General features: G+C 57.7%; 18 protein-coding genes. 11 read left to right on the top strand and 7 right to left on the bottom strand.

Annotation, left to right across the window (positions count from 1 at the left end; all coding sequences use genetic code 11):
• Positions 1-55 precede the first annotated feature (55 nt).
• The 4 genes from HKX44_RS14515 to HKX44_RS14530 form a co-directional block, all read right to left on the bottom strand.
• Entirely contained in the window at positions 56-499 is a 444-nt protein-coding gene (locus HKX44_RS14515; protein WP_276152080.1) for a MaoC family dehydratase, read from the bottom strand.
• Between the two features lie 88 nt (positions 500-587).
• Positions 588-1,460: a TIGR01459 family HAD-type hydrolase gene (locus HKX44_RS14520; protein ID WP_276152081.1), complete on the bottom strand. Its 873-nt coding sequence runs from the start codon at positions 1,458-1,460 to the stop codon at positions 588-590.
• A gap of 104 nt (positions 1,461-1,564) precedes the next feature.
• Positions 1,565-2,485 (bottom strand): manganese-dependent inorganic pyrophosphatase, encoded by a 921-nt coding sequence (locus HKX44_RS14525; RefSeq protein ID WP_276152082.1) that lies wholly within the window; start codon positions 2,483-2,485, stop codon positions 1,565-1,567.
• Between the two features lie 74 nt (positions 2,486-2,559).
• Positions 2,560-2,913 (bottom strand): MmcQ/YjbR family DNA-binding protein, encoded by a 354-nt coding sequence (locus tag HKX44_RS14530; protein WP_276152083.1) that lies wholly within the window; start codon positions 2,911-2,913, stop codon positions 2,560-2,562.
• Between the two features lie 52 nt (positions 2,914-2,965).
• On the opposite strand from HKX44_RS14530, the gene HKX44_RS14535 reads away from it, so the two are divergent.
• The 8 genes from HKX44_RS14535 (at position 2,966) to HKX44_RS14570 (ending at position 10,504) form a co-directional block, all read left to right on the top strand.
• Complete coding sequence (locus HKX44_RS14535; RefSeq protein WP_276152084.1) at positions 2,966-3,646, top strand: DUF2161 family putative PD-(D/E)XK-type phosphodiesterase; 681 nt, start codon at positions 2,966-2,968, stop codon at positions 3,644-3,646.
• A gap of 154 nt (positions 3,647-3,800) precedes the next feature.
• On the top strand, positions 3,801-4,088 hold the full coding sequence (locus HKX44_RS14540; protein ID WP_276152085.1) for a co-chaperone GroES: 288 nt from the start codon (positions 3,801-3,803) through the stop codon (positions 4,086-4,088).
• A 69-nt stretch (positions 4,089-4,157) separates the two neighbouring features.
• The gene (groL, locus tag HKX44_RS14545; protein WP_276152086.1) at positions 4,158-5,807 is read left to right on the top strand and encodes a chaperonin GroEL; all 1,650 of its coding nucleotides are present in this window, start codon (positions 4,158-4,160) and stop codon (positions 5,805-5,807) included.
• 178 nt (positions 5,808-5,985) lie between these two features.
• Positions 5,986-6,720, top strand: coding sequence for a HAMP domain-containing sensor histidine kinase (locus HKX44_RS14550; protein WP_276152087.1), 735 nt, complete (start codon positions 5,986-5,988; stop codon positions 6,718-6,720).
• A gap of 108 nt (positions 6,721-6,828) precedes the next feature.
• The gene (locus tag HKX44_RS14555; RefSeq protein ID WP_276152088.1) at positions 6,829-7,494 is read left to right on the top strand and encodes a response regulator; all 666 of its coding nucleotides are present in this window, start codon (positions 6,829-6,831) and stop codon (positions 7,492-7,494) included.
• Between the two features lie 82 nt (positions 7,495-7,576).
• Positions 7,577-8,434: a DMT family transporter gene (locus HKX44_RS14560; RefSeq protein ID WP_276152089.1), complete on the top strand. Its 858-nt coding sequence runs from the start codon at positions 7,577-7,579 to the stop codon at positions 8,432-8,434.
• A 149-nt stretch (positions 8,435-8,583) separates the two neighbouring features.
• Entirely contained in the window at positions 8,584-9,375 is a 792-nt protein-coding gene (locus HKX44_RS14565) for an alpha/beta fold hydrolase (RefSeq protein WP_276152090.1), read from the top strand.
• Positions 9,362-10,504, top strand: coding sequence for an alpha-D-ribose 1-methylphosphonate 5-triphosphate diphosphatase (locus tag HKX44_RS14570; RefSeq protein ID WP_276152091.1), 1,143 nt, complete (start codon positions 9,362-9,364; stop codon positions 10,502-10,504). Before HKX44_RS14565 ends, HKX44_RS14570 begins: the two co-directional genes overlap by 14 nt.
• Here the strand turns inward: HKX44_RS14570 and HKX44_RS14575 are convergent.
• From HKX44_RS14575 to HKX44_RS14585, 3 genes are all read right to left on the bottom strand, one after another.
• Positions 10,494-11,561, bottom strand: coding sequence for a 5-(carboxyamino)imidazole ribonucleotide synthase (locus tag HKX44_RS14575; RefSeq protein ID WP_276152092.1), 1,068 nt, complete (start codon positions 11,559-11,561; stop codon positions 10,494-10,496). The genes HKX44_RS14570 and HKX44_RS14575 overlap by 11 nt on opposite strands.
• The gene (purE, locus tag HKX44_RS14580; protein WP_276152263.1) at positions 11,554-12,015 is read right to left on the bottom strand and encodes a 5-(carboxyamino)imidazole ribonucleotide mutase; all 462 of its coding nucleotides are present in this window, start codon (positions 12,013-12,015) and stop codon (positions 11,554-11,556) included. The genes HKX44_RS14575 and purE overlap by 8 nt, the downstream gene beginning before the upstream one ends.
• Positions 12,016-12,153: 138 nt before the next feature.
• Positions 12,154-12,378 carry a DUF465 domain-containing protein gene (locus HKX44_RS14585; protein ID WP_276152093.1) on the bottom strand — a complete coding sequence of 75 codons (225 nt, stop codon included), beginning with the start codon at positions 12,376-12,378 and terminating at the stop codon, positions 12,154-12,156.
• A gap of 159 nt (positions 12,379-12,537) precedes the next feature.
• Here HKX44_RS14585 and HKX44_RS14590 point away from each other — a divergent pair, with 159 nt between their 5' ends.
• The 3 genes from HKX44_RS14590 to HKX44_RS14600 all read left to right on the top strand — a co-directional run bounded on the left by HKX44_RS14590 (position 12,538) and on the right by HKX44_RS14600 (position 14,139).
• Positions 12,538-12,951 carry an Hsp20 family protein gene (locus HKX44_RS14590; protein ID WP_276152094.1) on the top strand — a complete coding sequence of 138 codons (414 nt, stop codon included), beginning with the start codon at positions 12,538-12,540 and terminating at the stop codon, positions 12,949-12,951.
• Between the two features lie 13 nt (positions 12,952-12,964).
• Positions 12,965-13,189, top strand: coding sequence for a DUF1150 family protein (locus HKX44_RS14595; protein WP_276152264.1), 225 nt, complete (start codon positions 12,965-12,967; stop codon positions 13,187-13,189).
• A 74-nt stretch (positions 13,190-13,263) separates the two neighbouring features.
• Positions 13,264-14,139 (top strand): PhzF family phenazine biosynthesis isomerase, encoded by an 876-nt coding sequence (locus HKX44_RS14600; RefSeq protein ID WP_276152095.1) that lies wholly within the window; start codon positions 13,264-13,266, stop codon positions 14,137-14,139.

Raw genomic sequence — 14,139 nt, forward strand, 5'->3', positions numbered from 1 at the left:
TTAAGGGCAAGCGGTGCATGGCTTGCCCGTAGAAAAATACGACGGGGCAGAGCAATCAGTCGAACTTGCGTGACGGGGCCAATACGGTGGCTTCGCCGATCAGCACCTTTTTCCCGTCAACCGAGCAGTGGCAATCCATTTTGACCCGGCGCTTGGAGAACTCGATATCGGTCACCTTGACCTCGGCATAGACCATATCGCCGGGGCGCACTGGGGCGAGGAACTTTAGCGACTGGCCCATATAGACCGTGCCATGGCCGGGCAGTTGTTCCCCAATGACTGCCGAGATCAGGCCGGCTGTCAGCATGCCGTGCGCGATGCGCCCCTGAAAGATCGTGTCGCGGGCATATTCGTCATCCAGATGGACAGGGTTATGATCGGTCGAAATTTCGGCGAATTTCTCGATATCCTCATCGGTGACGACCTTGCGCAGATACCGCATCATGCCGATTTCGATGTCTTCGATACAGATTGTGCCGCGCGGTAAATTGTCCAACATGCCATACCTTCAAGTAATAAAGTGCTGCGTGGGTGGTGTGTATTGCAACTTTATTACTTTGCAGGTGCAGAAAATCAAGCTTAATCTTTCAGCGTAAAAAGCCGATTGAATAGGTGGGGTTGGACATTTCTGTTTCCAAGTAATTGCTTAGGGCTTCTGGATCGGGTTGCCTGTCGGTTTTGGTTTCTGCGGCAGCCAACCCGCCGGAGATAAAGAGGGAATCGATGTCTTCGCCCATGGCACCCTTAATGTCGGTCAGCACGCCATCACCAATGCACAAAATGCGATCATCGGGAATCGCTGTGCCAAGGGCCGAGAGCCTGCGGCGTGCGAGGTCATAGATCGGCGGGTGTGGCTTGCCGAAATACAGGCTTTCGCCACCCATTTCGGTGTAGAGCGCGGCCAAAGCGCCAGCGCACCATTCGCGTTCTTCGCCGCGATCAACCACGATATCGGGGTTGGCACAGAGCAGTTTCAGGCCCTTTTGCTTGGCGTAAAGGAACTGTGGGCGCATCACTTCGGGGTCTGCCATTGGATCGGCAGGGCCGGTACAAACGATGCCTTCGGCCTCTTCAAGCGGGACCTGCGTAATGGCGAGCGGATCATCGAGAACGTCGAGTGGTTCAAAGAAATTCTGGTCTTGCGGTTGGCCGATGAACCAGACTTTGCGGCCCACGACGCCGCGAAACATTGCGGAGCGCGCGGAATCGCCAGAGGTGGCGATGCCGTCCCAGCTGTCGGGGGCAACGCCAAACCGGTCCAGTTGTTCGGTAACGCTGTCAAAGGGGCGAGGCGAGTTGGTAACGAGGATCACCTTGCCGCCGGACTTGCGGTAGGTTTGCAGGGCGGCCACGGCATCGGGAAGGGCGCGCACCCCGTTATGAACGCAGCCCCAGAGATCGACAAAAAGTGCATCATATTGAGCGGAAATCTCCGCAAGGGTCTCGACGATTCTGGTCATGGGACGGGCCTTTGATCTGGAGCTGTGGAGCAGCGAAAAACGGGGGGCACCGGGCGTACACCTCCTGTACACCCCCCATGCACCCTTTCGGGTGCGGTCTGAACTCAGAGTTTGAGGTTCGGGATGATCTGCTTTTTGCGGCTCATGATGCCGGGCAGGACCACGTGATCGCCGCTGACAGTCGCACCAAAGCTTTTCTCGGCGATGGATTTGACGGTGTCGTTGGGCACCATCAGCGTCGCTTCTTCCTTGAGGATGTCGACGATGAACAACAGCACCTCGGCTGCGCCATCCGCAGTTGCAACGGCAGGCATCGCCGCCATCAGCGCATCTTTGCGCGCCATCAGAGGGGCGGGGGATGTGGTTTCAAGAACGGAGACACGCAGGTTTGTGCCGTCGAGATCGAATTCCTTGCTGTCCATGCGCAGCAGTTCTTCTTCGGAGAAGGCCGAAACGTCGGATTTGGCCGCGAACATATCGGCAGCATAGGCGGAAACATCGACACCCAGTTCGGCGGCGATGGCCTGTGCGACGGCTTTGTCTTCGTCGGTGGTGGTCGGGCTGCGGAATTCCAGCGTGTCGGACAGGATGCAGGACAGGGCGGCACCTTTGACAGCGGTCGGTGCTTTGGCCCAGTTTGCGCCGATCATGTTGTACATGATGGTCGCGGTACAGGCGAGCGGCTGGATTACCATGTGGATCGGGCCTTTGGTTTCGATCCCGCCGACAAGGCGGTGGTGGTCGATGATGGCCTTGATGTCACAATCGTTGATGCCGGCGGGCAATTCGGCAGGGTTGTTGGTGTCGACAATCACAACCGGTGTGCCAGCAGCCACGTCGCTGACGATTTCGGGTTTGTCGAGCTTCCAGTGTTCCAGCATGAACAGAGCTTCGGTGTTGGGTTCACCCAGCAGGACCGGTTTTGCGGCAACACCTAGAACTTCGTTCAGGTACCACGCCCAGATAATCGGGCTGCCGGTGCTGTCTGTGTCGGGGGATTTATGGCCAAATACGAGCGTTGTCATGAAAGCTGTCCTTGCGTGGGAGATCGGTTCGTGGGCCTTATATGCACGGCTGACAGGCTTGTCACGACCCAGCGTCAGAGACCGAGTGCCGCACGCTTTTTACGGGTCAGTCCGGCGACAACCATATCGTAAGAGGCGCGGATATGGTCGCGCAAACTTTCATCCGAGAGGCCGGGTTCGGCGTAATGCTGAATCCATTTCAGCCCCCGCGAGGCCATATAGGGTGCAGGGCGCAGGCCGGGGCTGTCGGAGAGAATTTCGAAGGCCATTTCGGAGGCTTTGAAGGTGACGGCAGCGTCGATCCCGCTCATTCCGATAACGGCGAACAATTTGTCGCCCACTTTATATACATCCGAGTTACCCCATTGAACCACATGGGTGGCGTGGGGCAGAGAGGCGCAATAGGTGTTCAGTTCATCACGGGTCATCTGTGCAGACTAGCGGGTTGGACTGGCCGTGCAAATGGGTCAATCTGTCGAAATGAGTACTGCACGCGAAACTGACCTTTACCCGCCGATCAAGTCTTTTCTGGAAGATCAGGGGTATGTTGTGAAATCCGAGGTCGGGGCGGCGGATGTTGTGGCTGTCCGCGGTGGCGAGCCGCCGGTGGTGGTTGAGCTGAAGCTGGGGTTTTCGCTGGCGTTGTTTCACCAATGTATCGCGCGGCTGAAGGTCAGCGACGATGTGTATCTGGCAGTGGCGCGCGGGACCGGCAAGCGTTTTGCAAAGGCGGTGAAGGAGAACACCGCGCTGGCACGGCGGCTGGGATTGGGGCTGATCACGGTGCGGCTGAAAGACGGGTTGGTCGAGGTGCATTGTGATCCGGGGCCCTATGCGCCGCGCAAATCCACCAAGCGGCAAGCCCAGTTGCTGCGCGAATTTGCGCGCCGGCAGGGGGATCCGAATGACGGGGGCCAGACGCGGGCCGGGTTGGTGACAGCCTATCGTCAGGATGCGCTGAAACTGGCGGTGTATCTTTTTGAAGCGGGTGCTTGCCGGGGCGCGGATGTGGCGCGCGAGACCGGTGTGCAGCACGCGACACGGATGATGCGTGACAACCACTATGGTTGGTTCGAGAAGGTCGACACCGGGATTTACGGATTGGCCCAGAGCGGCGCAGATGCCGTTGCGACATCGGCGCGTATTCTAGGCGCGGATTGACGCAAAATTTTTTCAAACGGTTTGGTTGACTCCTGAATACGGTGTGCCTAGCTATGCGTCGTTAGCACTCGATGATGATGAGTGCTAATGCCTGAATGCCCCACGAAGGGGTGGCAGGCTTGGAATAAACTTTGAGCCTTAAGGAGCTGCAAAGATGGCATTAACACCGCTTCACGACCGCGTGCTGGTAAAGCGTACCGAAAGCGAAGAAAAAACCTCTGGTGGTTTGATCATTCCCGAGTCCGCCAAAGAGAAGCCCTCCGAGGGTGAAGTTGTTTCTGTTGGCGAAGGCGCCCGCAAAGACAACGGCGAGCTGATCGCACCTGCCGTAAAAGCCGGTGACAAAATCCTGTTCGGCAAGTGGTCCGGCACGGAAGTTACCGTCGATGGCGAAGAAATGCTGATGATGAAAGAGAGCGACATCATGGGGATCATCTCCTGATTTAGGGGATGGCGGGTTCTGCCCGCCCCAAGGTTCGACGCTTAATTCTGATATAAATGGAGAAGACACATGGCTGCTAAGGACGTCAAATTTGACACCGATGCCCGCAACAAAATGCTGACGGGTGTAAACACTCTCGCAAACGCGGTTAAAGTTACCCTGGGCCCCAAAGGCCGCAACGTGGTTCTGGACAAATCGTTCGGTGCCCCGCGCATCACCAAAGATGGTGTATCCGTTGCCAAAGAGATCGAACTGGAAGACAAGTTCGAGAACATGGGCGCGCAAATGGTTAAGGAAGTTGCTTCCCGTACCAATGACGAAGCAGGCGACGGTACAACAACCGCAACTGTTCTGGCGCAAGCCATCGTTAAAGAAGGCATGAAATCAGTTGCAGCGGGCATGAACCCGATGGATCTGAAGCGCGGTATTGATCTGGCGACAACAAAAGTTGTTGAAGCGATTAAAACAGCGGCCCGTCCCGTATCCGACAGCGACGAAGTTGCGCAGGTTGGTACAATCTCTGCAAACGGCGAAAAAGAAATCGGCCGTCAGATCGCAGACGCGATGCAGAAAGTGGGCAACGAGGGTGTGATCACCGTCGAGGAAAACAAAGGTCTGGAAACAGAGACCGATGTTGTTGAAGGTATGCAGTTCGACCGCGGTTACCTGTCACCTTACTTTGTCACCAACTCTGACAAGATGACTGTTGAGCTGGAAGACGCGATTATCCTGCTGCACGAGAAAAAGCTGTCTTCCTTGCAGCCAATGGTTCCGCTGTTGGAGCAGGTGATCCAGTCGCAGAAGCCTTTGCTGATCATCGCAGAAGATGTTGAAGGCGAAGCGCTGGCAACTCTGGTTGTTAACAAACTGCGTGGCGGTCTGAAAATCGCAGCTGTTAAGGCACCTGGTTTCGGTGACCGTCGCAAGGCGATGTTGCAGGATCTGGCGATTCTGACCGGCGGTCAGGTGATCTCTGAAGATCTGGGCATGAAGCTTGAGTCCGTAACCATGGACATGCTGGGTTCCGCCAAGAAAGTTTCGATCACCAAGGACGAGACAACTGTTGTGGACGGTGTTGGCGAGAAAGCCGAGATCGAAGCACGTGTTGCGCAGATCCGTACACAGATCGAAGAAACAACTTCCGATTACGACAAAGAAAAGCTGCAAGAGCGCGTTGCCAAACTGGCTGGCGGTGTTGCCGTGATCCGCGTTGGCGGCATGTCCGAAGTCGAAGTTAAAGAGCGCAAAGACCGCGTTGATGATGCACTGAACGCGACACGTGCCGCTGTTCAGGAAGGCATCGTTGTTGGTGGTGGTGTTGCTCTGGTACAGGCTGGCAAGAAGCTTGACGGTCTGACAGGCGATAACAACGACCAGAACGTCGGGATCAACATCGTGCGCAAGGCACTGGAAGCACCTCTGCGCCAGATCGCTGAAAACGCCGGTGTCGATGGTGCCGTTGTTGCGGGCAAAATCCGCGAGAGCGACGACCTGACATTCGGGTTCAACGCGCAGGTCGAAGAATATGGCGACATGTTCAAATTCGGCGTGATTGACCCGGCCAAAGTTGTGCGTACAGCACTTCAGGATGCGGCATCTGTGGCGTCCCTGCTGATCACAACCGAAGCCATGGTTGCTGACAAACCTTCCAAAGAAGGCGCAGCCGGCGGTATGCCCGGCGGCATGCCAGACATGGGCGGCATGGGCGGCATGATGTAAGGGTTTCTCCTTATTTATCCTGCCAATCCGGCAAGATACGCAAAAGGCCCTTCGGGGCCTTTTGTCGTTTTCGCAGAAGGTATCAGACAGGTTTGGGTCGGGCTGGTCTGTGCCTTGCGTTAAGGTTCCATCAATGGGGCAATGGTAGCGTCGGTGTACATGACAGCGGTGAGTATCTATGAATTCCGAAAACGCCCCATCCCCACAGGTCGCCGAGACACATACTGGCTCCTCTCAGGACATTGAGGACTTCATCTATTTGATCAGTCACGATGTCCGCGCCTCGGTACGTGCCCTTCTTGAGTTGCCACATTGGATCGTCGAGGACCTTGAAGAGGCTGGTGTGAAGGTTGAGGGCTCTGTTGCGGCGTCGATCGAACTGATGAACCGGCATACCGGGCGCCTTGACCGGATGTTGGTGGATTTGCTGACCTTTTCGCGCGTTGGCCGCATGCAGGAAGTGCGCAGCAATATTCTGCCTTTGGTCATTGAACAGGTGCTAGAGGAAATTCAGCTTCCTGCCGGGTTCAAGGTGATCAAGAACCTTGAGTGTGAAGCCATCGTTATGGGGGATCGTGATATTCTGACGCTGTTTGACGCATTGATCCGTAACGCCCTAAAACATCACGATAAACGCTCTGGTCAGATTGTCGTGAGCAGCGCCGTTCAAGGGGGGGAGGCCGTCCTTTCGGTTGCGGATGACGGGCCGGGTATTCCCCTTGAATACCGCGAGAACGTTTTTGGCGCGATGCGTACCCTGCGTCCGCGTGATGAGGTTGAGGGGAGCGGGATGGGGCTTACCAATGTCCGAAAAATTGCCGCTCTTTATGGTGGTACGGCCCATGTTACCGATTCACCCTACGGACGCGGTACACTTGCAGAAGTGCGTTTGCCTTTGACCGGGCTGGTGTGAGCCCCGCTGATTTTAGTCAATTGAGGCGCTCTTGGGGCGTTCCGTTAAAGATAAAGCAGGAAATATCCGCAATCTTGCAGTGGTGCAGATCAACCAAGGATTTACCCAATGCTAAGTGCAGAAGAAAACCGGTCTTCCTTTCCCGGCGTTCCTCCGGTTCCCCATGACATTCGGGCATTGCTGTTGGACGACAGCAACTTTGACCGTGCCCGTATCCGGCGGCTGAGTCGGAAAACGGAATTGTCCATCCATCTGGATGAGGTCGAGAACATCGAAGCAATGGACCTGGCGGTCGCCAGACAGAATTACGATCTGATCCTCATTGATTACCGTCTGCCGGTTGGGGACGGGATGCAGGCGCTGAACCACGTTATGCAAAATGAGCGGAACAAGGACGCGGGTAGGATCATGATCACGGGGGACGACGCGCGCCAGACCGCAGTGCAGGCGCTGCGCGGCGGCTATCACGATTTTCTGACCAAGGAAGAGATGGATGCAGAAGGCCTGCGGGATGCCATGCTGAACGCTGTCAGAGTGGCGCGGCAGCAGCAACAGTTGATGTTGCAAGCGACACAGCACCGCGAATTCGTGCGTCAGGGATTGGTTGCAGCACTGCAAGACAGCGACGTGCAAAGCAGTGTTGTTTCCATGGTGCGCCGGAACATGGCAGGTGCCAATGACCGCTTTAACGAGATGATTAGCCGGTTTGATGTTGCCGATGTTGATGCATTGCTGGCCGGGTTGGATGACGAGGACGATTTTGTCTTTCACTGAGGTGCAGCATTGGTTCCGATCAAACAGATTTTCGTGAAGTCCGGGCTCTTGGCGTTGTGGGGCAGAGGGGCTAAGTCAAGATATGCGCCTTTTCCTCGCCATCACTGTTACCATGATCGCCTTCGCGGCGAATTCGGTTCTGACCCGTATGGCGATTGGTGGCGGGTTTATTGATCCTTCAGGTTTTGCATTGGTGCGTGTGATCTCGGGGGCGCTTGTTCTGGGAATGATCATTTCTCTGCGCGGCGGCGGGCTGCCGCTCTTGCGCCGCCGGCGCATTCCGGGCGCGGTTAGTCTAGCGGTTTATCTTGTCGGGTTTTCATTGGCCTATCTGACGCTGGATGCGGGGTTGGGCGCGCTGATCCTTTTTGGCGTGGTACAGGTGAGCATGTTTCTGCATGGGGCGCTGCACGGCACCGGGCCAACTTCGCGCCAGCTGACCGGTGGGGTGGTGGCATTTTTAGGGTTGTTATGCGCGCTTTGGCCTGGGCCGGGTGGCGTTGCCGATCCGATTGGAGCGGCACTGATGGTTTTTGCGGGGCTTGGCTGGGCGGCCTATTCGATCATCGGGCGCGCGGCCCAAGACCCGCTGGCCGCCACCTCGGCCAACTTTTTGCTGTCTATTCCGATCCTGTTGATCCTGCTGGTCGGCACAGGTTTGACCTTTAGTGCGACAGGCATTGCATTGGGCATTCTGTGTGGCGGGCTGACCTCGGGTCTGGGCTATGCGCTTTGGTACTCGGTACTGCCGCGCATTCAGGGCGCAACGGCGGCAATCGTGCAGTTAAGCGTGCCGGTCATTGCCATTCTTGCAGGGGCGGTATTGCTGAACGAGGAGATCGGGCCGGTTGTTCTGTTTGCTACGCTGATGGTTGTCGGCGGGATTGGCTGGTCGGTCACCGGATCAGGACCCCGCAATACGCGCAAGGAACAGCGCTGAGCCTTGCAGGTCTGTGGCGCGCATAGTGCCGATGATGCGCTGGCATCTTCCGAATTTGGAGCGGTTTCAGCAAAAATGCGCGCGTTTTTCGACCCTCTGATGCGCAGACGGCATTTCACCCGACCGGGTTTCGGTCTATCTGCGTGGCTATGATCCGCCAGTTCTCCATTCTCGCAGCCTTTATTGGGATTACCGCTTGCCAGTACACTCCGGCGCAGGCCCGCTGTGTGGTATTACTGCATGGGCTTGCGCGCACAGAGACGTCTTTTGCCTTGATGGAAGCCGCGCTTGAGGCGGATGGGTTTCGGATTGTGAGGCCGGGATACCCGTCGACCGAAGCCCCGATAGAAGAGCTGACACGCGAAACCGTGCCCGCGGCTGTTGCCGCCTGTGGCACGCCGGTTGTGGATTTTGTCACCCACTCGATGGGGGGCATCCTTGTGCGGCAATGGGTGAACGATGTCGGCGCGGATCGTGTCGGACGGGTGGTGATGTTGGGACCACCAAATCAGGGCAGTGAGGTGGTAGATCAGTTGAGCGACATTGTGGTCTTTGACTGGATCAACGGCCCCGCCGGAAAACAGATGGGGACGGGCGCGGACAGTCTGCCGCGGCGGTTGCCGGCGGCGACATTCCAGTTGGGGATCATCGCCGGTTCGCAATCATTGAACCCCTATTTCTCGTCTCAGTTGCCCGGACAGGATGACGGCAAAGTTTCTGTTGCCTCGACCAAGCTGGCGGGGATGCAGGACCACATTGTTCTGCCTGTGACCCATACGTTTATGATGAATAATCCGCAGGTGATCGCGCAGACGATGGCATTTTTGCATACCGGCAGATTTGACCGGAGCATGACGTGGTTCGATGGGGTTCTGGACTCTATCGGTTGCCCGGAAGGGGGCTGCATACTTGGAGAAGGGGGCGAGGATGCCAAACCTTGACTTGACCGGCGCACAGGTGTTGCAGGCAGACGGGTTGCAGGCGGCGCAGTTTTCTTTTGCCGAGGGGAGGGTGGTCGATGCCCCCGTTGGGCGCGGCGTTGATCTGGCGGGGTTCCTTGTGCTGCCGGGGATTGTTGATTTGCACGGAGACGGGTTCGAACGCCATCTGGCGCAGCGGCGCGGCGCGATGAAACAGCTGGATGCGGGCTTGATTGCCTGTGAGGCGGAACTGGCGGCGAACGGAATTACCACTGCTGTGCTGGCGCAATTCGTCAGTTGGGAAGGCGGAATGCGCGGGCTGGACTTTGCCGAACGCGTGTTTGCCTCGATCCGCGACACCAAATCAGCTTTGGTCACAGATCTGCAGGCGCAATTGCGATTCGAGACGCATCTGCTTGAACTATATGACGGTCTTCCAGAGCGGCTGGCTGAATGGGACATCCGCTATATGGTCTTCAACGATCATCTGCCGCATGATCGGCTGGATGCGGGAAAATTGCCGCGCCGGTTAAACGGACAGGCGCTTAAGGCGCGGCGCAGCCCGGAAAAACACCATGCCTATATGAAGGATCTGCACGCACTGGGGCCGCAGGTGCCGGCTGCGCTGGATACGCTTTGTCCACGGCTGGCGGCGGCGGGTATCCGCATGGGCAGCCACGATGACGCAACAGTCGAAACCCGCGCGACATGGCGGAAACGGGGCGTGCGGATTGCCGAATTTCCCGAGACGCTGGAGGCCGCAGAGGCAGCCCATATGGCGGGTGATCCGGTGTTGATGGGGGCACCCAATGTGGTGCGCGGCGGGTCGCACAACGGTAATCTTTCAGCGATAGATTTGCTGGCGATGGGATATTGTGATGCTTTGGCCTCGGATTACCATTATCCGTCACCGCGCCGGGCCGCGCTGATGCTGGCGGATGCCGGGGTGATGGATTTACCGGCGGCTTGGGGGCTGATTTCCTCAGGGCCGGCGGCGGTGTTGGGCCTGTCCGACAGGGGCAGTCTGGAAGTTGGTAAACGTGCCGATTTTGTTGTGCTTGATGCGCAGACACGGCGCGTCGCCGCGACTTTTGTCGCGGGACGTGTGTCTTATATGAATGGTGGGATCGCGGAGCGGTTTATCGGGTGATCCGGTTGACGTGGCCCATTTTGCGGCCCGCTTTAACCTCGGCCTTGCCATAGAGGTGCAGGGCGGTGTCCTTTTGCGCGGCCAATTCAGGAACGCGGTCCATGTCATCACCGATCAGGTTTTCCATCACGATATCTGCATGGCGTGAACCATCCCCCAAGGGCCAACCGGCGACCGCGCGGATGTGTTGTTCGAATTGATCCACGCTACAGCCGTTTTGCGTCCAATGGCCGGAGTTATGCACACGCGGTGCGATTTCGTTGACGATCAACCCCTGACGCGTCACGAAAAGCTCGACACCCAGAACACCAACATAGTCCAGCGCATTCAGTATGTTGGCGGCCAACAGGACCGCGTCCATCCGTTGCGATGCGTTGAGTGTTGCGGGTACGGTGGTGGTGTGCAGGATACCGTCGCGGTGGACGTTCTCGCCGGGATCAAAACAGGCGACATCGCCGGCAGGGCTGCGCGCGGCGATGACGGAAACCTCGTGGGTGAAATCGACAAAACCCTCAAGGATGGCGGGCGCGCCGTTCATATCGGTAAATGCCTGATCGGCATCGTCGGGGGTGCGCAACCGCGCCTGGCCCTTGCCGTCATAGCCGAAGCGGCGGGTTTTCAGGATGCTGGGGGCACCGATTTGGGCAACCGCAGCGGCCATTGCGGGCGCGTCTGCAACATCGGCAAATGGCGCAACAGTCAGCCCCAGCCCTTGCAGGAATTCTTTTTCGGTCAGCCGGTCTTGCGATATGCGCAGGGCCTCGCGGCCCGGTCGGATCGGCACCTGTGCCTCGATCAGATCAAGGGCGGCGGTCGGGACGTTTTCAAATTCAAACGTCACCACATCGCAGGCCGCAGCAAAGCGGCGCAGGGCCTCGGCGTCCTCGTAGGGGGCGGTGGTGATCGTGTCGGCCACATGGCCGGCGGGCGGGTTGGCACCGGGTTCAAAGATATGGGTCTTGAACCCCAAACGTGCCGCCGCAACAGAGAGCATCCGCCCCAGTTGCCCGCCGCCGAGAATGCCGATGGTGCTGCCAAGCGGAAGGGGATCAGTCATCGGAGGGCTCCTCGGGAATGGAGGCGCTGAGCGCGTCACGCCATGCGTCAAGACGCGCGGCAAGGGCGGTGTCTTGGAGGGCCAGAATGCCCGCCGCCATCAGGCCCGCATTTGCAGCCCCCGGCGCGCCGATGGCCATGGTTGCCACGGGAAAGCCTTTTGGCATTTGCAAGATAGAATAGAGGCTGTCGACACCTGACAGGGCTTTAGTCAGCACAGGCACGCCGATCACGGGCACACGGGTTTTGGATGCCATCATGCCGGGCAAATGGGCCGCACCGCCAGCACCGGCGATGATCACCTGCAATCTGCGTTCAACGGCGGTCTTGCCATAGGTCCAAAGGCGGTCAGGCGTGCGGTGGGCGGAAACGATGCGGGTTTCATAGGCGATGCCCAGTTCGTCCAGCAGTACTGCGGCTTCGCGCATTGTGGCCCAATCGGATTGCGAGCCCATAATGATGCCAACAGACGGGCCGGCAGGAAGTGTGGTCATGTGAACAGCGCCTTTGCTCGGAAATCAGGAACGCGCACTATAGCCAGACTGCGCGGGGGGGCAATGCAGTCTGTCAGACAGGCCGGGCAGGACCTGCATTCAGGCAATAATATCAGGCGTTAGGCGGTCTTCGATCTGGGCAATCAGATCTTTCAGGCGCAATTTGCGTTTCTTGAGGCGCTGAATCGTCAATTGATCAGCTGTTGTGCGTTCTGCCAGGGCAGAAATCGCTTCGTCCAGATCACGGTGTTCGCGGCGGAACACTTCGAGTTCGACGCGCAAAACGTCATCATTCTTCATCGAAAGATCGGTGGGCGCATTCATAACCGGATGATTCCATTAGTGTCTATTCGCCTAACATAGTCGTTCACCTTGCTTGCGCATAGCCCTTGCACGAATGGCAAGCTGCCCCCATATTCATGAGAGTGGTCGCCATAACGGGGCCGAACATGACTGTCGCTTGAGATTGTAAGGACGTGTCGCATGACGAAAATGACGTTAGCCTCTTATCCCCACATGTTGGGATTTGAACAGCTGGAGCGTGTGCTGGAACGCACTGCCAAAACCGGTAACGAAGGGTATCCGCCTTTCAACATCGAACAGACCTCTGAATTAAGTTACCGCATTACACTTGCCGTTGCAGGGTTCGCGGAAGGCGATCTTGCCATCACAGTTGAGGACCGCCAGCTGGTCATTCGCGGACGGCAGGCGGACGACAGCGAAGGCAGGATATTCCTGCATCGCGGTATCGCCGCGCGGCAGTTCCAGCGGTCTTTTGTACTGGCGGACGGTGTGGACGTCGGCGAGGCGCAGATGGAAAATGGGTTGCTGCACGTGGATTTGACCCGCGCCAAGCCAGAGACCGTTGTGCAAACGATCAAGATTAAGAAAGGGTAGGACGATGCAAGACATGACCCCCGAAACCAATGTTGCGGCTGCGAAAGACCGGACCGTATATGTAAAATCCATTCTGGTCACGGATTTGCCCCGCGAGGTGCGCGATCAGGCCGAAGGTCTGGAACATCTATATGCCGTGCATGATGCAGATGGTCAGCAACTGGCGCTGGTTGGCAATCGCAAGCTGGCGTTTTCCCTGGCCCGTGAACATGATTACGCGCCTGTAATGGTGCATTGATCCGGTCAGATCCGGAATGAAAGTGACGTTGAAGGGCTGCATATGGGTGCGGCCCTTTTTGCATAGGAGTGGATATGGTTTTTGATTTCGACTGGGTAGATGCCTTTGCAGATGCGCCTTTTGGCGGCAATGGCTGTGCGGTGGTGCATGGCGGCGCGGTGTTGCCGGACGCGACCTGTATGGCCTATGTGCGCGAAACGTCATTGGTGGAATGTACCTTTACCGGGCCGTCCGAAGTGGCTGATTTCAGGGTGAAATACTATCTGGCCAGCCGCGAGATTCCCTTTGCGGGGCATCCGACCATCGCCACTGTCGCGGCTTTGTTGCACCGCGGTATCATTGGCGAGGGGGCGCTGACACTGGAAACCGGCGCGGGGATTGTGGCTGTGGATGTGGCGGATGGTTTGATCACCATGACACAGGTTGCACCGGAGTTCGGCGTCCGGGTGCCGGCTGATGTTGTGGCGCAGGTCGGGGGCGTGGCACCCGACGCCATTATCGCGCCGCCGCAGATTGTTTCAACCGGCTTGCCGTTTTGCATTACCGTTCTGCGCGACCGGGCTGCGGTTGAGGCGCTGCGTTTTGACGAGGCCGGTTTCGCGCAATATTGCCGCCACTTGGGCCTGTCCTCTGACGATCTGATGGAACCTTATTGGATCACATTGGAGGGGGCGACGGTGGCGGGTGATAGCTTTGCGCGGCTTTTGCTGGCCCCGCCCAGCCCGCCGGAAGACCCTTTTACCGGGTCAGCCACGGGGGCGGCGGCCTCTTATCTTTGGGCGAATGGGTTGATCGATGAACCTGCTTATGTCGCGCAGCAAGGGCATGGCATGGGCCGCCCCGGACAGGCGCAGGTCGAGGTTTTGGGCCCGCGCTATGCGATTGCCGGAGTCAAGGTTGGCGGGCGCGGTGTGGTTGTCATGTCTGGTCAGGCCTATCTGCCGATATAA

Origin of the sequence: Sulfitobacter sp. M05 (genome assembly GCF_029285175.1) — a bacterium.
Taxonomy (GTDB): Bacteria; Pseudomonadota; Alphaproteobacteria; order Rhodobacterales; family Rhodobacteraceae; genus Sulfitobacter.